The sequence below is a fragment of the Streptomyces sp. SirexAA-E genome (genome assembly GCF_000177195.2).
Classification (GTDB): Bacteria; Actinomycetota; Actinomycetes; order Streptomycetales; family Streptomycetaceae; genus Streptomyces; species Streptomyces flavovirens.
Genome location: NC_015953.1, coordinates 5,952,595 through 5,977,336, shown reverse-complemented (window position 1 = coordinate 5,977,336; position 24,742 = coordinate 5,952,595). Strand labels below are relative to the sequence as shown.

At 73.5% G+C, this 24,742-nt stretch carries 23 protein-coding genes; 13 read left to right on the top strand and 10 right to left on the bottom strand.

All coding sequences use genetic code 11. The features are described 5' to 3' along the window. Positions 1–78: 78 nt before the first annotated feature. Positions 79–507 carry an OsmC family protein gene (locus SACTE_RS26265; protein ID WP_014049049.1) on the top strand — a complete coding sequence of 143 codons (429 nt, stop codon included), beginning with the start codon at positions 79–81 and terminating at the stop codon, positions 505–507. A 65-nt stretch (positions 508–572) separates the two neighbouring features. Here SACTE_RS26265 and SACTE_RS26260 read toward each other — a convergent pair whose 3' ends face one another. From SACTE_RS26260 to SACTE_RS26240, 5 genes are read right to left on the bottom strand one after another with little or no spacing between them, the layout of a single operon-like run. Next, the gene (locus tag SACTE_RS26260) at positions 573–2,114 is read right to left on the bottom strand and encodes an MFS transporter (RefSeq protein WP_226995185.1); all 1,542 of its coding nucleotides are present in this window, start codon (positions 2,112–2,114) and stop codon (positions 573–575) included. 23 nt (positions 2,115–2,137) lie between these two features. Next, positions 2,138–3,070, bottom strand: a complete 933-nt coding sequence (locus SACTE_RS26255; RefSeq protein ID WP_014049047.1) for an alpha/beta fold hydrolase — start codon at positions 3,068–3,070, stop codon at positions 2,138–2,140. Positions 3,071–3,081: 11 nt separating this feature from the next. Beyond that, entirely contained in the window at positions 3,082–4,308 is a 1,227-nt protein-coding gene (locus tag SACTE_RS26250; protein ID WP_014049046.1) for a beta-ketoacyl-[acyl-carrier-protein] synthase family protein, read from the bottom strand. Then, entirely contained in the window at positions 4,301–5,308 is a 1,008-nt protein-coding gene (locus SACTE_RS26245; RefSeq protein WP_014049045.1) for an acyl-ACP desaturase, read from the bottom strand. The genes SACTE_RS26250 and SACTE_RS26245 overlap by 8 nt, the downstream gene beginning before the upstream one ends. Beyond that, on the bottom strand, positions 5,308–5,580 hold the full coding sequence (locus SACTE_RS26240) for a phosphopantetheine-binding protein (protein ID WP_014049044.1): 273 nt from the start codon (positions 5,578–5,580) through the stop codon (positions 5,308–5,310). Before SACTE_RS26240 ends, SACTE_RS26245 begins: the two co-directional genes overlap by 1 nt. A gap of 240 nt (positions 5,581–5,820) precedes the next feature. On the opposite strand from SACTE_RS26240, the gene SACTE_RS26235 reads away from it, so the two are divergent. The 7 genes from SACTE_RS26235 (at position 5,821) to SACTE_RS26205 (ending at position 14,074) form a co-directional block, all read left to right on the top strand. Then, positions 5,821–6,708, top strand: a complete 888-nt coding sequence (locus SACTE_RS26235) for a polyphosphate polymerase domain-containing protein (RefSeq protein ID WP_019993144.1) — start codon at positions 5,821–5,823, stop codon at positions 6,706–6,708. After that, positions 6,705–7,382, top strand: a complete 678-nt coding sequence (locus SACTE_RS26230; protein WP_014049042.1) for a DUF4956 domain-containing protein — start codon at positions 6,705–6,707, stop codon at positions 7,380–7,382. Before SACTE_RS26235 ends, SACTE_RS26230 begins: the two co-directional genes overlap by 4 nt. Beyond that, a complete protein-coding gene (locus tag SACTE_RS26225) occupies positions 7,382–9,175 on the top strand; it encodes a CotH kinase family protein (RefSeq protein WP_014049041.1) in 1,794 nt (597 codons plus the stop codon). Before SACTE_RS26230 ends, SACTE_RS26225 begins: the two co-directional genes overlap by 1 nt. Before the next feature lie 162 nt (positions 9,176–9,337). After that, positions 9,338–10,057, top strand: coding sequence for a response regulator transcription factor (locus SACTE_RS26220; RefSeq protein ID WP_014049040.1), 720 nt, complete (start codon positions 9,338–9,340; stop codon positions 10,055–10,057). Next, positions 10,054–11,622, top strand: coding sequence for a HAMP domain-containing sensor histidine kinase (locus SACTE_RS26215; protein WP_014049039.1), 1,569 nt, complete (start codon positions 10,054–10,056; stop codon positions 11,620–11,622). The genes SACTE_RS26220 and SACTE_RS26215 overlap by 4 nt, the downstream gene beginning before the upstream one ends. Before the next feature lie 105 nt (positions 11,623–11,727). Next, complete coding sequence (locus SACTE_RS26210) at positions 11,728–13,104, top strand: alkaline phosphatase PhoX (protein WP_019993145.1); 1,377 nt, start codon at positions 11,728–11,730, stop codon at positions 13,102–13,104. Between the two features lie 103 nt (positions 13,105–13,207). After that, the gene (locus SACTE_RS26205; RefSeq protein WP_014049037.1) at positions 13,208–14,074 is read left to right on the top strand and encodes a polysaccharide deacetylase family protein; all 867 of its coding nucleotides are present in this window, start codon (positions 13,208–13,210) and stop codon (positions 14,072–14,074) included. Between the two features lie 15 nt (positions 14,075–14,089). Here the strand turns inward: SACTE_RS26205 and SACTE_RS26200 are convergent, their stop codons facing one another. Both SACTE_RS26200 and SACTE_RS26195 read right to left on the bottom strand, forming a co-directional pair. Next, entirely contained in the window at positions 14,090–14,269 is a 180-nt protein-coding gene (locus SACTE_RS26200) for a hypothetical protein (protein WP_014049036.1), read from the bottom strand. 220 nt (positions 14,270–14,489) lie between these two features. Beyond that, positions 14,490–15,167 carry an AIM24 family protein gene (locus tag SACTE_RS26195; protein ID WP_014049035.1) on the bottom strand — a complete coding sequence of 226 codons (678 nt, stop codon included), beginning with the start codon at positions 15,165–15,167 and terminating at the stop codon, positions 14,490–14,492. Positions 15,168–15,238: 71 nt separating this feature from the next. On the opposite strand from SACTE_RS26195, the gene SACTE_RS26190 reads away from it, so the two are divergent. Then, complete coding sequence (locus tag SACTE_RS26190) at positions 15,239–16,012, top strand: peptidyl-tRNA hydrolase (RefSeq protein WP_019993147.1); 774 nt, start codon at positions 15,239–15,241, stop codon at positions 16,010–16,012. Between the two features lie 4 nt (positions 16,013–16,016). Here the strand turns inward: SACTE_RS26190 and SACTE_RS26185 are convergent, their stop codons facing one another. Next, on the bottom strand, positions 16,017–17,369 hold the full coding sequence (locus SACTE_RS26185; protein ID WP_014049033.1) for a family 43 glycosylhydrolase: 1,353 nt from the start codon (positions 17,367–17,369) through the stop codon (positions 16,017–16,019). Positions 17,370–17,970: 601 nt separating this feature from the next. Between SACTE_RS26185 and SACTE_RS26180 the strand changes: the two genes are divergently transcribed. The 3 genes from SACTE_RS26180 to SACTE_RS26170 all read left to right on the top strand — a co-directional run bounded on the left by SACTE_RS26180 (position 17,971) and on the right by SACTE_RS26170 (position 21,193). Further along, positions 17,971–19,281, top strand: coding sequence for a DUF692 domain-containing protein (locus SACTE_RS26180; protein ID WP_014049032.1), 1,311 nt, complete (start codon positions 17,971–17,973; stop codon positions 19,279–19,281). Next, positions 19,278–20,285, top strand: a complete 1,008-nt coding sequence (locus tag SACTE_RS26175) for a TIGR04222 domain-containing membrane protein (protein ID WP_014049031.1) — start codon at positions 19,278–19,280, stop codon at positions 20,283–20,285. The genes SACTE_RS26180 and SACTE_RS26175 overlap by 4 nt, the downstream gene beginning before the upstream one ends. Positions 20,286–20,386: 101 nt before the next feature. Next, positions 20,387–21,193 (top strand): TIGR04222 domain-containing membrane protein, encoded by an 807-nt coding sequence (locus SACTE_RS26170; protein ID WP_014049030.1) that lies wholly within the window; start codon positions 20,387–20,389, stop codon positions 21,191–21,193. A 244-nt stretch (positions 21,194–21,437) separates the two neighbouring features. Here SACTE_RS26170 and hemQ read toward each other — a convergent pair whose 3' ends face one another. Beyond that, complete coding sequence (gene hemQ, locus SACTE_RS26165; protein WP_014049029.1) at positions 21,438–22,151, bottom strand: hydrogen peroxide-dependent heme synthase; 714 nt, start codon at positions 22,149–22,151, stop codon at positions 21,438–21,440. Positions 22,152–22,155: 4 nt separating this feature from the next. After that, positions 22,156–23,619, bottom strand: a complete 1,464-nt coding sequence (gene hemG, locus SACTE_RS26160) for a protoporphyrinogen oxidase (RefSeq protein ID WP_014049028.1) — start codon at positions 23,617–23,619, stop codon at positions 22,156–22,158. Positions 23,620–23,748: 129 nt separating this feature from the next. On the opposite strand from hemG, the gene SACTE_RS26155 reads away from it, so the two are divergent. Next, positions 23,749–24,720 (top strand): DUF4349 domain-containing protein, encoded by a 972-nt coding sequence (locus tag SACTE_RS26155; RefSeq protein WP_014049027.1) that lies wholly within the window; start codon positions 23,749–23,751, stop codon positions 24,718–24,720. The last annotated feature ends 22 nt before the right edge of the window (positions 24,721–24,742 follow it).

Genomic DNA, 24,742 nt, shown 5'->3' with positions numbered 1-24,742 from the left:
GGGGGGCGGACCGCGTCCGTGGCCCCGTGCCGCGTACGTGGACCGCGCTACCGCATACACCGTTCGAAGGGACCCCGTATGGCTACCACGCGTCAGGCGCACACCGTCTGGGAAGGCAACCTGCTGGAGGGATCGGGCGTCGTCTCCCTGGATTCCTCAGGGATCGGTGAGTACCCGGTCTCCTGGCCGTCCCGCGCTGAGCAGGCGAACGGCAGGACCAGCCCGGAGGAGCTCATCGCCGCGGCGCACTCCAGCTGCTTCTCGATGGCGCTCTCCAACGGCCTGGCCTCGGCGGGCAACCCGCCGGCCCGGCTGGACACCAAGGCGGAGGTCACCTTCCAGCCCGGTACCGGCATCACCGGCATCCACCTCACGGTGGAGGGCGAGGTACCGGGTCTGGACGAGGCGGGCTTCGTGAAGGCCGCCGAGGACGCCAAGGCGAACTGCCCGGTCAGCCAGGCGCTGTCGGGCACGACGATCACGCTCACCGCGTCACTGGTCGCCTGACCCCTCCCCGACGAGTCCCCGGGACGGCCACCGCTGTCCCGGGGACTCGTGCGTCCGGGACCGGGCTAAGGAGCCGCAGTCGTACGGAAGCTGACGGGGCGTCCGTCAGACGGGACGGGCGGTGCGGGAGCCGCCGGCGGGCGCAGTCCGCGGGCGGCCAGCACGGCGGCGACGGCGGTGACCGTGCCCGCGGCGAGCGCGGTCACCGTCATCGCGTCGGTGAACGCCTCCCGTACGCCGAGGGCCACCGCGGCGCGCAGGGGTTCCGGCACGTCCGCCGGCTCGGGTCCGAGGGTGTCGGTCAGCGGTGGTGAGGCGCTCCCCGGGACCAGGGCGGCGGCGCGGTCGGTGAAGACGGTCGTCAGGAGGGAGCCCTGGACGGCGATGCCGAGAGCGGAGCCGAGTTGGCGGGTGGAGTCGTTGACGGCGGAGCCGAGCGCCGCCGCGTCGGACGGCAGGGACCCCATGACGGACTCCGTGGCGGCGGCGGCCACCAGGCCGGCGCCGAAGCCCGCGACGAGCTGGAAGACCAGGCAGCGGGGATAGCCGGAGGTGGCGTCGGTGGTCGCCAGCACGAGGAAGCCGAGGGTGACGACGACGAGCCCGCCGGACACGGGGAGCCGGACGCCCGGGGGCTGTCCGGGACCCGGGCGGCGGGAGGACAGCAGCGGCAGGGCGCACACGGCGCCCGCCGCCAGCGCGGCGGGGAGCGGCACGGTGCGTACGCCGGCCTCCAACGGACCGTATCCGAGCACCCCTTGCAGGTAGAGGGTGAGGACGAAGAGCGCGCCGAAGAGGGCGAAGGACATCAGGGTGAGGGCCGTCGCGGCCACCCAGACGTGGGGCGCGCGCAGCAGGCCGAGCGGCAGCATCGGGTCCGGGGTACGGGCCTGCCGGAGGACGAACGCGGCGAGCAGCACGGCCGCGACGCCGAACCCGGTGAGCGTGGCGGCACTCGCCCAGCCCCGGTGCGGGCCCTCGATCACCGCCCACACCAGGGCCAGCAGGCCGCCGGCGGACAGCGCCGCCCCAGGGCCGTCGAACCCCTTGCGCCGCGCGGCACGGGACTCGGGCACCAGGAACGCCGCCCCGGCCACGATCACGGCGGCGAGGGGCACGTTGATCCAGAAGGCGGCCCGCCAGGAGAACTGCTCGACCAGCCAGCCGCCGATGAGCGGCCCGCCGAGTCCACCGAGCCCGCCGACGGCCGCCCACGCTGCGATGGCCCGGGCCCGCGCCCCCGGCTCGGGGAACGTGTGGTGGATGACGGCGAGCGTGGCGGGCATCAGCAGGGCCGCGCCCGCCCCCATGAAGCACCGGGCGGCGATCAGCTGCCACGGAGCGGCGGCCTCCGCGCCCGCCCACGACGCGGCGCCGCACAGGGCCACACCGCTCAGGAACGAGCGCCGGCGCCCCCAGCTGTCGGTGAAGGCCCCGACGGACAGGACGGTTCCGCCCAGGACGAGGGCGTAGCCGTCAACGATCCACTGCACCTGGGCGGTGCTCGCCGGGAGACCCTGCCGGAGTTCGGGTACGGCCACGTTGAGGATGGTGACGTCCATGCCCAGCATGAACAGTCCGGCGCACACCACGGCAGCCGTCCACACGCGGGGCGCCGGCCGCCGGTACCTCATCGGGTCGCCCCCGGGTGCGCGTGCGCGCGGAGCGTGTCGGTGAGATCGGTGATCAGCGCCCTGGCACTGAGGTGGGGGTGGCCGTGGTCGCCCGGCATCAGCCGCAGCGGGCCGGGGACGGTCACCAGGTCGTTCCACGCCGTCAGTTCCTCCGGGTCGACGACCGGGTCCCGGTCACCTCCGTACAGGACGAACGGGACGTCGAGCGGGGGCTCCTCGCGGTGGCGGTGGTGCAGGAGCAGCAGGCAGTCGGCGAGCAGCGGGGTGCAGACGAGCGCCATGAGCCGGGGGTCCTCGAGCACGCGCCGGGGCAGCGGACCCAGCAGCTCCCTCAGGCCGTCCAGCCCCGCGGCCAGCCGCGGGACGAGGTTGAGCAGGTAGGTGCCGCGGTGCGGGGCGGGGAGGGAGGAGACGGCGAGGAGCCCGGGGAGTCTGCCCTGGGTACGCCGCAGCTGCCGGACCGCCTCGTAGGCGAGCAGGGCCCCGGCGCTGTGTCCGAAGACGGCGAAGGGCCGTGCGTCGGCGGGGTCGTCGAAGACGGCCGCGAGGAGGGCGCTGACCTCGTCGGGGTCGGTCAGCGACACCTCCCCGGCCCGGGCGCCCCGGCCGGGCAGGGACACGGTGCACGGCTCGATCCAGGCGGGCAGGAGCCGTGCCCAGCGGTGGTAGCACTCGGGCCCCATGCCCGCCGGCGGCACGCAGTACAGGCGCGTCGTCGCGTCGGGGCGGCGGTCGAGGACGACGCGGCGCGGTCCGGCCTGCTCGGGGGCGGTCTGCCGCGGACGGCCCGGGACGGCGGGTGTGCGGGCGCCGGGCGGGTCCGGCTCGGCGGGGGCCGGAGGGCGGCCGTGAGCCGGTCGGACGGTCGACGCCGTGGCCTCGGCCGGCTCGGCGCTGTCGGTCGGTGACGGGTGGTGCGGTGGGGTCAAGGTGGTTTCCGTCAGGGAGTGGTGAGGGCCAGGACGGTGTTCTGGCCGCCGAAGCCGAAGGAGTTGCTCAGTGCGGCGGCCGGTGCCGCGGGCCGGGGGGCGGTGACGACGTCGAGCTCCTGGCCCGGTGTCTGCGCGACGAGGTTCGCGGTCGGCGGGACGGTCCGCCGCTCCAGGGTGAGGACGGTCAGGGCCGCCTCGATGGCGGCACTCGCGCCGAGGGCGTGGCCCAGGCTGCCCTTGGGTGCGGTGACCGGTGGCGGGCTGCCGTCGAACAGACGCAGCAGGGCGCGCGCCTCGGCGGTGTCCCCGGCCGGTGTGGACGTACCGTGCGCGTTGACGTGGCCGATGTCCCGGGGAGTGCACCCGGCGTCGGCGAGGGCGTCGCGCATGGCCTGCTCCGCGCCCGCCCCCTCGGGGTGCGGGGCGACCGGGTGGTGGGCGTCGCAGGTGGAGGCGGCGCCCCGGAGCAGGGCACGGACGTGGGCACCGCGCCGGCGGGCGTGGTCGGGGTGTTCGAGGACGAGGACGGCGGCCCCCTCGGACAGGACGAACCCGTCACGTGCGGCGTCGAAGGGACGTGAGGCCCGCTCCGGGTCGGCGGTCCGGCCGGACAGGGCCTTCAGCTGGGTGAAGCAGGTCGCTCCCATACGGTCCCGCCCCGACTCCCCCGCTCCCGCCAGGACGATGTCGCAGGCGCCCGCGACGATCAGCTGGCGGGCGACCGCCAGGGCCGTGGCTCCGGAGCTGCACGCACTGGCCACGGTGAAGTTGGGGCCCTGCGCGGTGAGGTCCAGGGCGACCTCGGCGGCGATCATGCTGGGGACGCTGCGGGTCAGGGCGGTCGGCGAGACCAGGTGGTGCTGCCCTCGGCCGAGCAGGTCGAACTCCCGCTGGTAGGTCGCCAGGCTGTTGCCGCCGGAGCCCAGGACGACACCGACGCGCGGGGCACGCCACACGGCCGGGTCGAGTTTCGCGTCGGCGACGGCCTGGCGGGCGGCCAGGAGCACCAGATGTGTGGAGCGGTCCAGCCGCCGGGCCAGCCGGCGCCCGAGTGCGGCCTCCGCGTCCAGGTCCTCGATCCGGCAGGAGATGTCGACGGGCAGCCCGGCCAGGACGGGATCCGTACGGGCCAGGCCGCGCCCCCGGCACAGCGTCGTCCAGGTGGCGTCGGCCGTGACGCCCCCGGGTGTGAGCAGACCGATCCCGGTGACGGCGGCCTCGCGGACGTCAGACACGGTGATCTCCCGGACCCGTCGCTGCCCCGGCGCCCGTAAGGGTCTCCTCGGTGCTCCGCATGCGCTGGTAAAGGCGGCGGAACCGCTCGGCGGTGGCGGACATCCGGTCGAGGTGCGCGGCGATGCGTTCCTGGGCCTGCTGCCCGCGCGGTCCCAGCCCGGTGAGGGACATGACGTCCCAGACGCGCAGCAGGGGGCGCAGCACGTGTTCCCGGTGGACGTCGAGGTCGTAGATGCCGGCCGCCGCGACCCGCAGGGCGCGCGTGCGGAAGGCGGGCATCTTGGTGCCCGGCATCTCGAAACCGCAGATGACGTCGGCCAGCGCGTGCACGGCCTCGTCGGGGGCGGCCACGAGTGCCTCGGCGTACAGGTCCCGGTAGAAGAGCATGTGCAGGTTCTCGTCGGCGGCGATCCTGGCCATGAGCTGTTCGCCCACCGGGTCCCCGCAGGACCGCCCGGTGTTGCGGTGGGCCTCGCGGGTGGCCAGTTCCTGGACGGTCACATAGGCCAGCGCGTGCAGCGGGCCCGGCTGTTCGTTGGTGTAGCCCGCCCCGACGTGCAGCATGCGGTCCTCCTCCAGCGCGGCGGGGTCGACCGCCCGCCGCGCGTGGAGGTAGCCGCGCAGGGCGTCCCCGTGCCGGGCCTCCTCCGCGGTCCAGCGGTGGACCCACGCCCCCCAGGCTCCGTCGCGCCCCATCCGGGTGGCCAGTTCGAAGTGGTAGCTGGGCAGGTTGTCCTCGGTGAGCAGATTGATGACCAGGGCGTCCTGGACAGCTCGTGGCAGGGTGGACTGCTCGGGCGACCACGGGGTGCCCCGTAGCGGTCCGTCGAAGTCCTCGGCCCGGCTCCAGGGCACGTAGGTGTGCGGCAGCCAGTCACGGGTGGCGGCCAGGTGCCGGTCCATCAGGCGGACGACCGCCGGTTCCAGCTGCCTGAGCAGGTCCGTACCGGCGGCTTCGGACCCGTGCGCGGCCGTCGGCGCGTTCCCCGTCGTCCCCATCAGGCCGGGATCCCCGCGGCCGGTTCACCCGCCGCGTCGGCGGACGCGGCCGAGAGGGCGGCCGTGAACCGCTCGGCCAGTTCCGCGAGGGTGCTGACCGGCCCGAGGTCGACGTCCTCGACGCGCACTCCGGTCTGCTCCGTGAGGATGACCGACAGCTCGGCGAGGGTCAGCGAATCGAGTTCGAGATCTTGCACCGTCGCGGTGGGGCACACCCGTTCGGCTTCGATGCCGAACTCCTCGATGAGCAACTGTGTGATCGTCTCGTACATCGGATCCCCTCGAAGCGGCACATGCGGAACACATCCGCAACGATCACCCCGTCGGAAAGTGACGGGCCCCGCGCCGGGTGCCGGGGAAGCACCCACCTCGCGTTCACCTTCCGGCCATCTCGGATCCTCCTGCAATACACCCGCGTTTCTCATCGCTTCCTCATGCGCCGTTGGTTGCGTGTCACGGGCCGGCCGGTCCGGCACGGACGACGAAGGAGGCGCGTGGTGGCGCGAAGCGACATGGCTCAGCCCCGGGAGCCCGCACCGGGCTCACCCGAGGACGCCGAACCGCTGCACGTGGCGAGCAGACTGCACGCGTTCAACAGGTTCGAGCTCAAGTACCTGGTGCCCGTGGAGCAGGCCGCCGAGATCCGTGACGAGCTCGCGGAGCGGATGGACCGCGACCGCAACAGCCCTGTCGGCGGGTACGGCGTGTGGAGCCTGTACTACGACTCGCCGCAGCTGCGGTTCTACTGGGAGAAGATCGAGGGCCTGAAGTTCCGGCGCAAGCTGCGCATCAGGCACTACGGCGACCTGGACGGGGTCTCGGACGCGTCGCCGGTCTGCGTGGAGATCAAGCAGCGCGTCAACCGCGTCACCCAGAAGCGCCGCATCACCCTCCCGTACGGCACCGCCCGTCAACTCTGCGACGCGCGGGAGCTGGTGGAGCACTCGCCCCAGGAGCGGCCCTTCGTCCACGAGGTGCTGGACCTGGTCGTACGGCTGGATCTCCGGCCGACCGCGATCACCGGTTACCAGCGCGAGGCGCTGGTCGGCCGCGGTTCGGACACCGGGCTGCGCGTCACCTTCGACCGGCGGATCCGGGGCCGCGACCGGGACTTCGACTTCTCCCTCGCCACCCCGGAGAACCGGTTCACCATCCCGCCCCACATGTCGGTGATGGAGATCAAGGTCAACGAACGAACGCCGTACTGGATCACGGACCTGGCCGCGCGCCGGAATCTCGGCCTCGTCCGGGTCTCCAAGTACGTGCAGTCCATCGAGGCGTTCGGGCTGGCACCCCGGTCCGTCTTCCATGTCAACGAGGCGGACTGCCCGCCGCCCGCCACCCCCCTCGACACACGGCTGCCGGCGCACGAGACGCCGGTGAGAGCAGGAGCACAGTGAACTTCGATCTGCAGGAACTCAGCGGGACGTTCAGCGTCGCCGACGTCGTCGCGGCCATGGCGCTGTCGTTCGTCCTGAGCACGGTGATCGGTTACGTGTACCGGTACACGCACCGCAACGTGTCCTACAGCCAGTCCTACGTCCAGACGCTGGTCATCGTCGGCATGATCGTGGCCCTGATCATGCTCGTCGTCGGGTCCAACCTCGCCCGGGCGTTCTCCCTGGTGGGCGCGTTGTCCGTGGTCCGGTTCCGCAACGCGGTCAAGGAGACACGGGACGTCGGATTCATCTTCCTGGCCATGGCGATCGGCATGGCCTGCGGTGCCCGCTTCTACACGCTGGCCGCGGTCGGCGCCGTCGTCATCTGCGCCGTGATCGTCATCATGCACAAGTTCGACTGGTTCGCCCTGAACGTCCAGCGCCAGGTCGTCAAGGTCCAGGTCCCGGCGGGTGAGGACTACACCCCGGCGATCCGCGACGTCCTGATCAAGTACACCAGCGAGTTCGAGCTGGTGAGCACCGAGACCATCCGTGGCGGGGCGTTGAACGAGGTGTTCTACACGGTCCGCATGAAGAAGGGCACCGAGCCCGGCGACCTGGTGAACGCCCTGCAGGAACGTACCTCCGGTCAGCGGGTCACGGTGCTCACCGGTTACGACACGACCGACCTGTGATGCCGGGCGACAGCACGGCCCGCCGGCGCCGGTCGCGCGACCGGGTGCCGGTGCGGCTGCGGCACCACTGGAAGCCGGCCGCCGCGCTGTGCGCGGGGCTCGCGGTGATGGTGTACGCGTTCGGTGACGCCCGCATCTCCCCGTACGTCACCTCCGCGTCCCGCGTGGAGGCCGACGCCGTCACGGACGACGTCGCGGGCACCGTCGGCCTGTACGACACGTCGGTGCGGCACTCGATCCAACTGGAGTACGACCAGAGCGACTTCGACCGGATGATGAAGGAGTTCAAGGAGGACGGGACCAAGGAGTCGATCCGGGCCGACCTCACCGTCGACGGTGTCTTCCTCCAGGACGTCGGCATCCGGCTGAAGGGGAACTCGACCCTGATGTCCCTGCGGGGAACCGGAGGGATGCAAGGAGGGATGCGCGGAGGCATGCCCGGCGGCGGTGGCCAGGACGCCGGAGAAGCCGGGGGAGCCGGAGAGGGCGGCCCGCAGATGCCGCAGGGCGCCGGAGGCCGGACCGCCGACGGCCCCGACGCGGGCGACGCAGGTGCCGGTGGTGCCGGTGGTGCCGGTGGTGCCGGTGGCGCCGGTGGCGCCGGTGGCGCCGATGGTGCGGGCGACGCACCCGCCGGCGGGGCCGGCGCCGGCCAGGGCGGTGCGGGGGGCCGGCAGGGCGGCGGCATGACCCAGTACAACCTGTCCGCCGACAAGCCCGAGGAGCTGCCCTGGCTCATCAAGATCGACGAGTACGTCGAGGGCCGCGCCTACCAGGGCGAGCGCGAGATCTCGCTCCGTCCGGGCAGCAACGCCCAGGTCCCGTTGAACGAGGCACTGGCGCTGTCGCTGATCGACGCGAGCGGCGAGCCGGCCGAGCGGTACGGCTTCTCGACGCTGAAGGTCAACAACCGGCCCACCGCCACCCGGCTCATGGTGGAGAACCCCGACACGGAGTACGCCGAGGCCGTCGAGGGCGAATCGGTGGTGTACAAGGCGCGGGCGGGCGGCAGCTTCGCCTACCTCGGCGACGACCCCTCCGACTACGAGACGTCCTTCCGTCAGCTGAACAAGGTCGGCAGCCAGGACCTCGCTCCCGTGATGAAGCTGATCAAGTGGGTGGAGGAGGCGTCGGACGAGGAGTTCGCCGAAGACCTCGACCAGCACGTCGACGTCGAGTCGTTCGCCACGTACGTCGCCACGCAGAACCTGCTGATGAACTTCGACGACATGGCCGGCCCGGGCAAGAACTACCTGCTCGGGTACGACCTGGACACCAAGAAGTTCTCGGTGCTCGGCTGGGACTTCAACCTCACCTTCAGCGGGGACGCGACCGCCGGCCCCGACGACGAGATGAGCATGGGCGGCGGAGGCCCCGGAGGCGGCCGGAACGGTCAGGGCACCGAAGGCGCCCAGGGCCAGGACGGGCAGCAGCCCGGACAGATGCCGCAGGGCATGCCTGAGGGGATGCCGGAAGGCGGCCCCGGGGGCGTGCCGGGCGGAGCCGGGGGCGGCGGACAGGGCGGTGGCCCCGGAGGAATGACGGGACACACCCTCAAGGACCGGTTCCTGGAGCTCGACGCCTTCGACGCCGTGTACAAGAAGGCGTACCAGGACCTGTACGAGACGTTCTACGCCTCCGGCAAGGCGACCGAGGCCCTGGCGGACATCTCGGAGCAGGCCGGCCGGGCCGGGGTCCCCTCGAAGGACCTCGACACCGCGGTGAGCACCCTGCGCACCACGGTCACCGAGCGCACCACCGCCCTCGCGAAGAACAAGGAGGTCACCGGCTGACCGGACGGCGCCCCGGGCCCCGGGCCGGCCCGGGGCGCCGTCACACCCGGCCGTCCCGGACACCGTTCCTGTGCGTCCTCATAAGTTCGGCCGTTAGCATCGCCCGCGCACCGCCGCGCCCGGCGTGCGTCCCGCCGTACCTCCGTGAGGTGAAACAGTCCGATGGCCGCCCGGTCCGCCCGGCACACCGTCCTGGTCGTCGAGGACGACCCGAGCATCCGCACCCTGCTCACCTCGGCGCTGCACGCGGCCGGTTATCGTGTCGCGCCGGCGGCGGACGGGCGGGAGGCCCTGGCCGAGACGGATCGCTGCCGGCCTGACCTGATCGTGCTGGATGTGATGCTCCCGGACACCGACGGGTTCGCCGTGACGCGCGAGTTGCGCGCCCGGGGCGTCTACACCCCGGTGCTGTTCCTGACCGCCCGCACCGAGGTCGAGGACAGGATCATCGGGCTCAGCTCGGGGGGCGACGACTACGTCACCAAGCCCTTCCACATCCAGGAGATCCTGCTGCGCGTCCGCGCCATCCTGCGCCGCACCGGCGGCCCGGCGCCCGTACCGGCCGAGCGGCCCCCGCTGCGGTACGCGGACCTCGGCGTGGACCGCGAGCGGCACACGGTGCACCGCGGCGGACGTCCGGTGCGGCTGTCCCCGACCGAGTTCCGCCTGCTGGTGTGCCTGGTCTCCCACCCGGAGAAGGTGCTGGAGAAGCGGGAGATCCTCCAGGAGGTGTGGCAGTACGGCTTCGCCGGGGACACCCGCATCGTCGACACGTACATCAAGAACCTGCGCCGCAAGATCGACCAGGAGGGCCCGCCGCTGATCCACACCGTGCGCGGGGTGGGCTACTGCCTGCGGCTGCCCCGGGAGGGCTCGGCGTGATCCCCCGGCCGCGGCGCCCGTGGCTCCGCTCCCTGCGGCCGCGCTCGCTGCGTACCCGGCTCGTGCTGATCTCCACCGTGCTGGCCACGGTCGCGGTGCTGGTGTCCCAGGCGGCCGGACTGACGGTCATGCGCGCCTGGCTCACCGGGCAGATCGACGACCGCCTCGGCCATTTCCGCCCGCCGCCCCCGGCCTACGGCACCCCGGCCCAGGACACGGCCGGCGGACCCCGTCCGCTCCCCCGCGACGACGCACTGCCGTCCGACTACCGGGTCTTCTTCTACGGGGCGGACGGACGGCTCCTGCCCGACTCGCTGGGCAGCGGCGACAGCACCCCCCGGCTGCCCGCGACCGCGTCCGCGCTCACCCTCGAGAACGGACGGCCCGCCACCGTGCCCGCCGAACGCGGTACGTCCAGCTGGCGGGTGCTCGCCGACGCTGGCCCCGACGGACGGCGCGTGGTCGTGGCCCTCCCCCTGGACACCGTCGAGGGCGCCACGTCCAAGCTGCTGTGGTTCAGCCTGGCCGTCGGCGCCGTCACGGCCGCCGGTGTGATGCTGCTCGGCAGGGCGGCGGTGCGCCTGGGACTGCGCCCCCTGGACCGGATGGAGCGCACCGCCCGGCGCATCACCGGGGGTGAGCTGGCCCTGGCCGTCACCGACACCGACCCCCGGACGGAGGCCGGACGCCTCGGCATCGCCTTCAACACGATGCTCGACCAGGTGCGGGCCGCCCTGTCCCGTAAGGACGCGTCGGAACAGAGGCTGCGCCGGTTCATGGCCGACGCCGGCCACGAACTGCGGACCCCGCTCACCTCCATCCAGGGGTTCGCCGAACTGCTCCTCCAGCAGCCGCGTATGACCGCCGCGCGGCGGCACGAGGCCCATGAGCTGATCGCCCGGAACGCCGACCGGATGAGCCGGCTCGTCGACGACCTCTTCCTGCTGGCCGAGCTCGGTTACGCACCCGTCGCCCACCGGGAGACCGTCGACCTGCTCTCCCTGGCCGCCGACGGCGTCAGCGCGGCCGTCGTCGCGCATCCCCGGCGGGACGTCAGGCTGGTGCCGCTGTCCGGTGGCGGACCGGACCGGTCCCGGGACGAACTCGACGTGGTCGAGGCGCTCGGCGACCCCCATCAGCTGTCCCAGGTGATCGCCAACCTGCTGTCCAACGCCTGCTCCCACACCCCGCCCGGTACCAGGGTCGAGGTGCGGGTCGGGACCGTGCGCACCGGTCCGCGCACCGGCGGCACCGACCGGCCGGGCCGCACGGGCGCCACCCCGCCGCTGCCCCGGGGCGTCGGCGCGTGCGTCGTCGAGATCGCCGACGACGGACCGGGACTGACGGACGACGACGCCCGGCAGGTGTTCGAACGCTTCTACCGGGCGCCCGCCGCCCGCACCGCCCACCCGGGCCCCGGCCCCGGTTCCGGCCTCGGCCTGTCCATCGCGGCCACCATCGCCGCCGCGCACGAGGGGCGGCTCGAACTCGACACCCGTCCCGGTCCCGGGTGCACGTTCCGGCTGCTGCTCCCGGGGAGCACCGGGCCGGGCCCCGGCCCCTGACCACGGCGACGTTCGCCGGGGCGCCCGACCGGGCAGGCCTGACCGCGACGACGTCACGTCACCTGTCCCCACACAGGGAGTTGCCTCATGTCATCCGCACCCCGCATGTCATCCGCACCCCGACGGCTCGCGACCCGGCGGCAGGTCCTGGCCACCAGCGGCGCCGCCGCCGCGTCGATCGCCTTCACCGGGGCCTTCACCGAGCTCTTCGCGGGCACCTCGGCCGCCCGGGGGCACGGCGGCTACGGCCCGCTCGTGCCCGACCCGGACGGCCTGCTCGACCTGCCGAAAGGTTTCCGCTACCGGGTCCTCTCCCGGGAGGGCGACCCGCTGCGCTCCGGCGAGGGACGAGTGCCCAGCAACCACGACGGGATGGCCGCCCTCGCCGGCCGTCGCGGCCGGACCCATCTGGTGCGCAACCACGAGAACCGGGCCGACGCCCGGATCGCCGTCCCCACGGTCGAGGGCCTCACCTACGACCCGATGGGCAAGGGCGGGTGTACGGCCCTGGAGCTCGACGGCCGGGGCCACGTCCTGGGTGAACGGGTGGCGATCGCGGGTACGGCGGTCAACTGCGCGGGCGGCCCCACCCCCTGGAACACCTGGCTGACCTGCGAGGAGACCGAGGACAGGGCCGGCACCAACGGGTACACCAAGGACCACGGGTTCGTCTTCGAGGTGGACGGCGCCGACCCGCACCGCACGGGCGCGGTGCCGCTGACCGCGATGGGCCGCTTCCAGCACGAGGCGATCGCGGTCGATCCGCGGAACGGGATCGTGTACGAGACGGAGGACGCCTTCGAGCGTCCGTTCGGCCTCTTCTACCGCTTCCTTCCCGAGAAGCCGCTCGGCGGGACGGGCTCGCTGCGGGCGGGCGGCACGCTGGAGGCCATGCGGGTGCCCGGGGTGCCCGACCTCTCCACCGTCCAGGAGACCGGCGCGGTCTTCGACCGCGTCGAGTGGGTCCCGGTACCGGACCCACAGGCCTCCGGCACAGCGATCCGGTTCCAGGACTTCGGCCCCAAGGGGATCACGCACGCCCAGAAGCTGGAGGGGTGCTACTGGGGCGGCTCGTCGGTCTACTTCGTCTCCAGTTTCGCGCACAGCGCCGAGGGGGCGGCGGCCGACCACTTCGGCCAGGTGTGGCGGTACGAACCGGGGCGGCGCCGGCTGACCCTGGTCGTCGTCTTCGGTCCGGACACGGACATCGAGCTGCCCGGCGAGTCCCCGGACAACATCACTTTGGCCACCGGCGGCGGGCTGATGGTGTGCGAGGACGGCGGCGGCGCGCAGCACGTGTTCGGGGTGACGCGGCACGGCGAGGTCTATCCGATGGCGCGGGGCCGGCAGGACATCGGGACCGCCGATGAGCCCGAGTGGGGCGAGTTCGCCGGGGTCACGTTCGCGCCGGACGGCGCCACGATGTTCGTGAACTGCTACACCCCGGGGACCACGTTCGCGGTGACGGGGCCCTGGCACTGAGCGGCGTTCACCGCTCCCCCGGAGCACCGCTCCCCCGGAGCGCCGCGACCAGATCCGACGGGCCGTCAGCTAACGTCCTCCAGTGATCAAATCGGTTAGTAGGATGACAGCACTGGTAATTCTGGGCGGGATGGCACTCACGGGCTGCGGCGGCCCAGGGGCCGCCCGTACCGAGACCCTGGTGCCCCCGGCGAGTCCGAGTCCGGTGGCGAAGGCGGCCCCGGAGCGGGTGGAGAAGCCGCCCACGATGGCCCCCGGGCCGGCCGGTCTCACCCCGGTGTTCGAACGCCGGGCGCCGGGCGGCTCCGGCTCGGCCACCGGTTCCCCGGGGCGGGACGAGAAGGTCGTGGCGCTCACCTTCGACGCCGACATGACGGCGGATCAGGGGCCGCGCGCCGAGGCGGGCGAGCACTTCGACAACCCGGAGCTGATCGCGCTGCTGCGCCGGCTGAAGGTGCCGGCGACGGTCTTCATGACCGGCCGGTGGGCCGAGGAGTACCCGTCCCAGGCCCGCTCGATCGGCACCGATCCGCTGTTCGAGATCGCCAACCACTCCTACAGCCACTACGCCTTCTCCTCCCCCTGCTACGGGCTGCCGACCGTCGAGGAGGGCGCCATGCGGGGCGAGGTGGAGCAGGCGTTCGACGCGATCCGGAAGACGGGGGCACGCCAGGTGGTGCCGTACTTCCGCTTCCCGGGCGGCTGCTACGACGACGCCTCGCGCAAGGCCCTGGCGCCGACGGGTGTGACGGCGGTGCAGTGGGACGTCGTCAGCGGCGACGCCTTCGCCACGGACGCGGACGCGGTGGCCCAGCAGGTGCTGGACGGCGTCGGGCCGGGTTCGCTGGTGGTCATGCACTGCACGCGCAGCGCGGCGCCCGTCACCGACGAGGCCGTACGCCAGGTGGTCCCGGCGCTGCGCGAGCGGGGGTACCGCTTCGTGAAGGTCTCCGAGCTGATGCGCGGCTGAGGAAGTGGGCCTCCGTCAGCCGGAGCAGGCCGTGCGGCCCGCCTCCTGCCAGGCGCAGACCGGGCAGAGGGTGGCGCCCTTCGTCGACTCCGGATACTCGGTGGGCTCCCGGCACAGCACGCACTCGGCATACGGCCCGCCCGTGTCCTCGGGTACGGGCGCCGGAGCGGGCGTCTCGCAGTACGCGTCGTCCATGCCGTCGAGCGTACTCACTCCCGCCGCGAGGCGAGCCGGGCGGTGCCGGCGGCCACCGCGGCGGCGGCGAGCACGGCCCTGGCGGACGCCGGGAGCGGCCGACCTGCCCGTGCCGTTGGCGCCCTCGACGCGCACCGGCGTGCCGGGGGCAGCACGAGGCCGACCCCGCGCAGCACCCGCTCCCCGCGAAGGCCGTGACGGCGGCCGGCCCCGTGCGGGTTCAGTTCGCCGACGCCTTCTCCTGCTTGACCTCACTGGGCCGTACGATCACGAACCCCTCGCCCTGGAGCATCAGCTGGACCGCCTCGCCGGACCCGCCTCGCACCATCGAGCCGAAGCTCTGGGACCGGTGCAGCGAGGTGGAGAGCTGGGCGCTCCAGCCGACGACCGCGTCCGTGTCGACGTAGACCGGCTGCCGGGCGCTGACGGGGATCACGATGGGGTGGCCGTCGCACATGAGGCCGAGCTTGCCCTGGCCGGTGAAGACGCTGTTGAAGAGGCCGCCGCCGGTCATCCCTGCGCCCTTCACGGTCTTGATCTCGTAGGCGAGGGTGGCGTCGAAGCACAGCACGTTGCGGCCGTTGATGGTCAGGACGTCACCCTGCTCCATGTCCACGATGAAGCAGTTGGCCGCCTCGTGGGCGAACCAGGCCTCGCCCTGGCCGCGCACCGCCATGAGCGGCAGGCCCTCGCCGGTGACCGCGCGCTTGAGCATGCCGCCGATGCCCTGGCCCTTGCGCTCGAACTGGAGGTTCCCGCGGAAGGCGATCATCGATCCCTGGCGCGCGTGCATCTCGCCGTCGACGGCGTACTTGATGGATTTGGCGTTCTGCAGGGTCATACCGGGGGCGGTGGCCTGCTGGGCCATGTGCTCGCTGGAAAAGAGGTCGCTCTTCATGGCGTGCATCCTCACCCGGAGCCGTGTGTTCCGCCAAGAAGTGCTGTCCGGAGGCCTGGCAGACTGGGTCCGTGAGCAGTGACGACGTTTCCCGGCCCCTTTCCGCCCCGCCCGCGGACAGCCCGTTCCGCGGTGAGCCGACCGCCCGCGACGAGGCACCGCAGTACGTGCTTCCGCTGGTGGTGCACCTGGAGAAGACCGATCCCCCGGGGCGCACCGACGCGGTGCGGACCGCCGCCCGCGCGGTGCTCACGATGCTCTCGGACGAGCGTTCGCTGGGCGACGGGGAGTGGGCCCAGGCCGTACGGGACTGGGAGGACGCCCGGATCCGCAAGGTGGTGCGCCGGGCGCGCGGCGCGGAGTGGCGCAAGGCCTCGGCACTGCCCGGGATCACGGTCACGGGCGAGAGCGCCGAGGTACGGGTCTTCCCGCCGATCCCTCTGGACGGCTGGCCCAAGGAGCTGGCCAAGCTCCAGGTGTCCGGTACGGAGCTGGACGACCCCGTCCCGCCGCCCGCGCCCGACGGGACCGGCCCGGTGCTCTGGCTCAACCCCGGGCCGGACATGTCGGCGGGCAAGACGATGGCGCAGGCCGGACACGGCGCGCAGCTCGCCTGGTGGGAGCTGTCCGACGCGGAGCGCGAGGAGTGGCGCGAGGCCGGCTTCCCGCTCTCGGTCGCCGTCGCGACGCCCGAGAGCTGGCGGGAACTCACCGCGAGCGGGTTGCCGGTGGTGGTCGACGCCGGTTTCACCGAGATCGCCCCCGGGGCGACCGTCGTGACCGAGGGGGGCAGTCGCTTCTGCCCGCTCCCGCGCGGACGGCGGCCCCGGGGCGCCTCCGCCTGACCCGTCAGCCGCGCCCGCCGTCCCGCCGCCGGACGTACAGGCGGTTGCCCTGCGGGCCGGTCCACTCCACCCGTACGACACCGGGCACGGCGGCGTCGGCGACGCGCGACGGGTCGGACCAGTGGCCGAACGCCGGGTTGCGGAAGAAGGTGGCCCACACGGTGCCGTCGGAGTCGGTGAAGAAGTTGTTGTGGCCGGCGCCGACCCCGGCGGTCCATCGCCGTGAGTACGGGCCCTCGAAGCGGTCCGAGACGGCGACCACCGCGTCGTACTGGTACTGCACGCGGCCGGTTCCGGCCGTGTCGTAGGCCTGGCGGGTGCTGCCGTCGGCGTTGATCGACGTACGGTCCCACGCGGCGTGCAGGAGGTAGTACTTGCCGCCGTGCTTGAAGACGTAGGCGCCTTCGAGGTACGGCTCGGGTGCGTAGGGCGTCTGCTTGAACAGCGGGAGGTCCGTCGTCGTGACGATGTCCTCCATGTCGTCGCGGAACCGGGCGTACAGGTTGTTGTGGAGCACGAGCCAGGCGCGGTCGCCCTCGGAGTAGAGGCTCCCGTCGATGTGGTGGTAGGCGCCGGGCTCGATGAAGGCCGGACCCCCGATGAACGAGTCGCCGAAGGGCTTGTCGACGTTCCCCTCGACGAGCCGGTAGGGGCCCTCGACCCCGCCCTCGCTCACGAGCATGAAGGAGCCGACCTTCTTCGAGTGGTCACCCATGCACGCGACCATGTACCACTTGCCCCGGAAGTAGTGCAGCTCCGGGGCCCACGCCTGGCCGCGCTTGCCGAACTGCTCGTCGTACCAGTACTCCTGCCAGGGGGCGACGACCGTGCGGCCGGGCCGGTTCTCGCCGACGAACTCGGGCGACCACACCTTGCCCTTCTCCGCGCCGGGCCGGATGCGGGTCGTGTCGGCCAGCTTCCAGGGGCCCTTGAGGGAGCGGGACAGCCAGACGAAGATGCCGTCGTTCCACGGTCCGGCCGCCTCCAGCCCGGGTACGCGGGTGGTTCCGGTCGCGACGTAGAGCGGACGGCCGTCGACGACGAAGCGGTTGACGTAGGTGTCCCGCATCCACACCAGGCCGCGTTCCTTGTCTCGGGGGCGCAACTCCAGCGGCAGGACGAAGGAGTTGTCCTCGCGTGGCCACAGGTCCGGCCGGATGTCCGCGATGCCGTAGGGCTCGGGGTCGGGCCAGTTGGAGGGGTGACGGCGGGCGGGCGAGGCCGGGGACGCGGGCGAGGCCGACGCCGGGGTCGCCCCGGCGGCGGCCGTGGGCAGTGCCGCCGCCGCTCCCACACCGGCGGCTCGGGTCAGCAGGGACCGCCGGTCGAGGTGCGACCTGTTCTCGGTGCCGGTCATCAGTCAGTTTCTCCTTCGTTCGTCCGGGTTGCCGGTGCGTGGGCAGGACCGCCCGCCCGGGCCCGGGTCGGATCGAGTCGGGCCGGCTCTCCACGGGATGCCCCGCGCCCGGCGGGGCCGTACGTCTGCCCGCGACCGCGTCGCGGCCGGGCCGGGGCGTCGGTCCGCCTGTCAGCGGGGGACAGGGACGGCCGCCGGGGCCGCCTCGGCCCCGCCCGGACACGCCTTCCGCGAGCGGCGGTCGGCGGGCGCGCACGTCTCGCCCCGCGGGGAATGTGCCGTGGAGCCGTCCCTGGTTGACATGTCGATCAGCATGCGAACGCCTGTTGATCTCCGTCAACAGACCGCCGATTTAATCCGGCGCTCCCGGCCCTCCGGGAGGCCGTGTGCGCGGTGTTTTTGCAGGTGGGCGAGGTGATGACCGACCGGCCGGAACATCACGATCAGATAACGCCGAGGTTTTCGTCCAGGTCGCGGACGGTCCTGCGCGCGGAAGGCCCCGGCACCGGGAACCTCAGATCCAGCTCTGAACGTCCCCCTTCTCGGATTCGGCGCCGCGCCGCGGGGCCATGACCCCTGCACGAGGCGGGGAGGGGACACCATGAAGCTGGGAATCGGCATCGGCTGGCGGCCGGAGATCGCGGACGCCCTCGAGGGGCTGCCGGGGATCGACTGGGTCGAGGCCGTCGCGGAGAACATCTGCGAGGACCACCTCCCGGGCCCCCTCGCACGGCTCCGGGAACGCGGGGTCACCGTCGTCCCGCACGGCGTCTCGCTGGGCCTGGGCGGGGCGGACCGGCCCGACCCGGACCGCCTCGCCGGCCTGGCCGCGCGTGCCACACTGCTGGGCGCACCGCTGGTGACCGAGCACGTCGCCTTCGTCCGGGCCGGGGGGCCGCTCACCGCGTCGCCGGGCCTGGAGGCGGGCCATCTGCTGCCCGTCCCGCGGACCTGGGACGCGCTGGACGTGCTGTGCGAGAACGTCCGCATCGCCCAGGACTCGCTGCCCGTGCCGCTCGCCCTGGAGAACATCGCCGCGCTGATCGCCTGGCCGGACGAGGAGATGACCGAGGGGCAGTTCCTGGCGGAGCTGGTCGAGCGCACCGGCGTACGCCTCCTGATCGACGTGGCCAACCTGCACACCAACCACGTCAACCGGGGCGAGGACCCCGCGGCCGCACTGGACGAGCTGCCGGTGGAGGCCATCGCGTACGTCCATGTGGCGGGCGGCATCGAGAAGGACGGCGTCTGGCACGACACCCACGCCCACCCGGTGACGCGCCCCGTGCTGGACGTGCTGACGGAACTGCGTTCGCGGGTGGACCCGCCGGGGGTGCTGCTGGAACGCGACGACGCCTTCCCGCCGGCCGGGGAGCTGGCGGGCGAACTGACCGCGATACGGGCCACCTTGGCCGCGGCGGCGGCCGCCCCGGCCCCTGACCGGACGCCGGCCGGGGCCACCGCCCGTCCGGCACCCGCGCCGGGCGCCCGGGAGCGGGTGGCGATGGCGCAGACCACGCTGCTGTCTGCCCTGGTGGCGGGCTCGCCCGCGCCGGAGGGCTTCGACCACGCGCGGCTGGCGGTGCAGAGTCGCGCCCTGGCCGCGAAGCGGGCCGACGTCGTCGCCGAGGTGGCCCCGGAGCTTCCCCGGATCCTCGGTGACGGCTTCCGGAAGGCGTTCCTCGCGTACGCCAGGACCCGCCCCCTGTCCGGGGGTTACCGCCGCGACGCCCTGGACTTCGCGGAGCACCTGCTCATCGCCGGGCGCCCGGCCGACGAGGCGGCCCGGCGGAGGCTGACCCGGTGGTGGCAGGACCGGGCGGCACCGCGCCCACCGCGCCGCGGCGCACGGGTCGCCCGGGCGGCGCGCACCGTCCTCGCCGGAGCCCGCCCGGGAAGGGGAAGCCGGTGAACGCCCTCGCCCTGCTGCTGACCCTCGCCGTGGCGGTCTCCTCCGTGCTGCTGCTCACCGTGCCGGCGGCCGGAAGGCGCCGTGCCCCCGGCGAACCCGAACCGTCGGTCCACGACCTGTCGGAGGCGGCCTTCCTCGGCGGCGGCCCGGCCAGGGTGGTCGACACCGCGCTCACCGCCCTGTACGAGGACGGCCGCCTGGTGGTCGGCGGCCCCGGCATCGTCGCCGTACGACGGGACGAGGCCCGTGACCCGGTGGAGCGCGCCGTGCTCCAGGAGCTGGCCGCCGCGCCGAGCGGCGCCCTGCACGTCCTGCGGAAGGCCGTGATGCGGCACCCTGCGGTGCAGGAGATCGGTGACGGGCTGGCCGCCCGGGGACTGCTGGTGCCACCGGCCGAGAACCGCACACGCCGCCGGTGGGCGCTCGTCCAGGGCATCGGGTGCGTCGTGGCCGCGCCGTTCGCCGTCGTCCTGACCGTGCTCCAGTACGCCCTTCGGGAGGGGTACGCGGACGTCCCGATCCCGTTCGTCGTCAAGGTGCTGCCGGCGCTCCTCGCCGGTGCCGTCGTCGGTCTGGTGACCGCCAAATCCGCGAAGGCCCGGCTCACCGAGGCGGGACGCCGGGCCGCCACCCGCTACCGGTGGACCCGCACCCATGTGCCCGGTGCCGCCCACCTGGTGGCGACCCAGGGGCTGGGCGCACTGCCGCACACGGAGCTGCGGGACCAGCTGCTCGCCGCCGCCCGGCACCCTTCCCCCGGGCGCTCCGTCCCGGCGGGCGCGGGCGCGACCGCGGACCTGTACGCGGGCGACGCCGCGTGGTGCGCCGGGGCGGGGCCCGGCGGGGGTGGCTGCGGCGGGAGCGGCGACTCGGGAACGGGGTCCTCGTGCGGTTCGGGAGGTGGCGGTTCGAGCTGCGGCGGCGGCTCCAGCTGCAGCAGTGGGTCCAGCTGCGGCGGCGGGTCGAGCTGCGGCGGCGGGTCCAGCTGTGGCAGCAGCTCCTGAACCAAACGATTTCAGCCAGCCGTGACCAGCTGTGACCGACTTCTGTCCGAATCGTGAACAGACCGTGGCGCTCGCGTGCCCGCCTCGCATAGACATCGCCCATGCTCTGGGTCTTCTTCCTCCTGGCCGCGTGGGGCGTGGCGGCCGTCTCCTGTATCCGGCTCTGCCTCCTCACCGCGGGCGCCGCGCTGCTCCCGGCCGACGCCCCTGGTAAGCCGCTGTCGCGCGAACTCAGCCTGTACGAGACGGCGTTCCTGGCAGGCGGTCCGCACCGGGTCGCCGATCTGGCCCTGGTCTCGATGCATCTGCGGCGCCGTCTGCTGCTGGCCCACACAGGCTGGGCCACGGTCGTCGACCCGGAGGGCCGCGACGAGGTCGAGCGCACCGTGATCCGGGCCATCGGCCCGGAGGGGCAGTCCCGGATAGCGCCGATACGGGCGTCCGCTGCCGCCGCCGACACCGTACGCGCTCTCGCCGACCGCCTGGTGGCGGCGGGGCTCGCCGTACCGCACGGCACGCGGACCGCCCTGGAGTCGGCGGTGCGGGGGGTGCGCGGCGCGGCGGTGCTGGTGGTGGTGCTGGCGGCGGTGACCGCGCTGATGCCCGGTCAGGACACGGGCGACGCGGGCCCGGTCCTGGCGTGGTTCGGGCTGCCGCTGGTGCTCACGCTGGGCTGCCTGGCCATCGCGCGGGTGGAGAACCAGCCGTACAGTCCGTGGGCCTCGCCGTCCGGGCAGAGGTGGCTGGACTCGCTGCCGGCCCCGGTCCACGGCCCGGACCGCGACGTGCTGGCGGCGGTGGCCGTGCGGGGGGTGGCGGCGGTGGGTGACCCGCGGCTGCGGGCGGCGCTGCTCGACGGCGGCCGTACGGTCCGCCCGCTCGGCCGGGCGTCCGGCGCCGAGATCTGAGATCTGCGAGGCGCCCCGGGACGTACCCGTCGGTTGTGCGGCCCGGGACACATCGGCCACGTCCGGCACGAGGCGGCGACCCGCGGGGAGGAATGGCTGACTCCCCCGCGGGCCACCGCACTTCGCCGGTCAGGGCCGATGTGCTCCCGGAACCGGACCCGGTGTCGCTGGAACGACGGGCGGCGTCACACGCGCCGTTGCCCGCCAACTGATCTTCCGGGTCGGGGTGGCCGGGAAACGCTGGCTATGCGAGCCCCGCCACCAAGTCTGCGACGGCCTTCCTGCGGCCCGTGTAGAACGGGACCTCTTCGCGCACGTGCATCCGCGCCTCGGAGCCTCGCAGATGACGCATGAGGTCGACGATGCGGTACAGCTCGTCCGCCTCGAAGGCCAGGATCCACTCGTAGTCGCCGAGCGAGAACGAGGGGACCGTGTTGGCGCGCACGTCCGGGAAGCCACGGGCCATCTTGCCGTGGTCCGCGAGCATACGGCGACGGTCCTCGTCCGGCAGCAGGTACCAGTCGTAGCTGCGCACGAAGGGGTACACGCTGACGTAGGCGCGCGGCTCCTCGTCGGCGAGGAACGCCGGCACGTGCGACTTGTTGAACTCGGCGGGCCGGTGCAGGGCCATGTTCGACCAGACCGGATCCAGCGCGCGGCCGAGCGTGGTACGCCGGAAGAGGTTGTACGCCTCCTGGAGCGCGTCGGAGGTCTCGGCGTGCCACCAGATCATCAGATCGGCGTCGGCCCGCAGACCGGAGACGTCGTAGGTGCCGCGGACGGTGACGTCCTTGGCCGCGAGCTGGTCGAACAGCTCCTGGACCTCGTCGGCGTAGCCGGCCCGGTCGGCGGGAAGCACATCTCGCAGCTTGAAGACGGACCACAGCGTGTAGCGGATGACCTCGTTGAGGTCCTTGGCCTTCTTGCCTGCGTTCGGAAGCTTTTCTGGCGCACTCATACGGCTATTGTCCCGCCTCGCTCGGAGTGCCCTGAACCCGGGTCGACGTGGCGATGATCTCTTCCGCGATCTCGTCCGCGGCCCGGTGGGCGCCGGCCACGCAGGCGGGGATGCCCACCCCGTCGTAGACCGCGCCGCACACCCGCAGTCCCGGCAGCTTCGCCACCTCCTCGCGGATCCGGGCGACCCGGCCCAGATGACCGACGGGGTACTGCGGCAGCCCGCCGATCCACCGGGTGACGACGGTGTCCACGGGCCGCGCCGTCAGCCCGGTCGCGTCGGCCAGGTCCTTCAGCGAGACCGCGACGAGCTCGGAGTCCTCTCGGTGCAGGTGGTCCTCCTCGCCGTAGCGCCCGACCGAGGTCCGCAGCACGAAGAGGTCGGGGGCCGCGTCGGCGACCCACCGCCACTTGTTGCTGGAGAAGGTGGACGCCTTGATCGTGCGTCCGTCGACGGGCGGTACGAGAAAGCCGGAGCGCCCCGCCAGCGCCTCGTTGCCCTCGACGTCCGAGCGCCGGAAGGCGAGGGTGACCAGGGCCATCGAGGCGTACTCCACGCCGGCCAGTTCGACGGAGGCCGCCGGGCACTCGGCGGCGAGCAGGGTGGACGCGGACCAGGCCGGCGCGGCCATCACGACACCGTCGGCGGCGATCACCCCGCTGTCGGTGCGCACCTCCCAGCCCTGCCCGGTCCGGGTCAGGCCGAGGACGGGGGTGGCCGTACGGATCTCGGTCCCGCCCGCCCGCACGGCGTCGGCGACGGCGCCCGGCAGCGTACCGAGCCCCCCGGAGATGCCCTGGAAGACGGGTCCGGTCGGCTGCCTGACGGCGGCCCGCTCCTGGATCCGCCGGACGCCGTCGAGGAGCGAGCCTCCCTCCCGGGCGACCTCGAAGAGCTGCGGAACGGCGGCCCGCATCGAGATCCGGTAGGCGTCGCCCGCGTACACCCCGCCGAGCAACGGCTCCACGAGCCGGTCGACGACCTCGCGGCCGAGCCGGTCGGCGACATAGGCACCGACCCCGACGTCCTCACCGACGGCGGTGGGGGTGAGGTCGCGTTCCTCGGCGATCCTGGCGAGCCCCTCGGAGGAGAGCAGCCCGCTGAGCGCCGCCGGATCCCCCGGGACGCCCATGACGTGGCCCTTGGGCATGGGGCGCAGGGCGTTCCCGGTCCAGACCGAGGCGGAGGCGGTGGCGGGCGGCTGGAGCCGGTCGCCGAGACCGGCGGCGGTGGCCAGCTCGACCGCCTCGGGGCGCCGCGCGAGCATCGACTCGGCCCCCAGGTCCACCCGTACGCCGGCGACCTCGCCGGTCATCAGCTTGCCGCCGAGCCGCTCGGTCGCCTCCAGGACGGTGACCCGGAGTCCGGTGGCGAGCAGCCGGTGGGCGGCGGCGAGTCCGGCGATGCCGCCGCCGATGACGACGACATGCCCCGTACGCGCGGGGTCGTGCTGAAGAGAACGCTGCATGGGTCCACTCTCTCAAACCCCGAACGAGTCCCGAACGTGACCGCTTCGACACCGCCGTCCGGCAACCCGCGCACCGGCCCGTACGTCGAACCGGCATCATCGGCGAACGGCCCTTGGGGGGGACGCGACATGCACGACGGACACCGCACGGACACCCATCCACCCGCACGGTCCGGCAGGCGCCTGGCACGCGCCGTGCCGGCCGCCGCCCTGCTCGTGGCGCTGCTCGGCGCCGGCGGGTGCTCGGCCGGGGGCGGAGGCGGCTCCGCCGCCGACAAGGGGGCCACGTCCGCGGACGGGAAGGCGGCGGCACCGGGCGCGGAGGGGGCGGGTGAGCGGTCCGCCGACGGGGCCGCGTCGAAGGCGAAGCAGGCCCCCGCGGTCGCCGCCCACGTCATCCGTACGGCCACGCTCGACGTCGAGGTGGCGAGTGTGCCCAAGGCGGTCGCCGCCGCCCGCAGGGCCGCGGAAGGCGCCGGCGGACTGGTCGCCGAGGAGACCACGGAGCGGCTGGACGACACCCACGAGGTCTCGCACCTGGTGCTGCGCGTGCCGCAGGACCGCTACGAGGGCGTGCTGGAGGAGCTGGCGGGGTCGGGCAGGCTTCTGTCGCGTTCGTCGGACGCCAAGGACGTCACGGGGCAGGTCGTCGACGTCGAGAGCCGGATCGCCACCCAGCGGGCGAGCGTGGACCGGGTCCGCTCGCTGATGGAGAAGGCGGAGCGCCTCTCCGACGTGGTGGCCCTGGAGGGCGAACTGAGCAGCCGTCAGGCCGATCTGGAGTCGCTGCTGGCCCAGCAGGCGTCCCTGAGGGACCGCACCTCCCTGGCGACCATCACGCTGGATCTCGGCGAGCCGGACGAGGAGGCGGCGGCCCCGGACGACGGGGACACCGGGTTCCTGGACGCGCTGGCCGGCGGCTGGGACGCCTTCCTGACGGTCCTGCGGTGGATCACGGTGGCGATCGGCGCGACCGCGCCGTTCCTGGCCGCAGCGGCCGTCCTGGTGGTGCTGTGGCGGCTGGTGCGCCGCCGGGTGCCGCGCCACCAAGTGCCGGAGCGTCCGGCGCCGACCGGGCCGCAGGCGCCGCCGGCGTCCTGAGCGCCGTAGCGTGGCTCCCTGA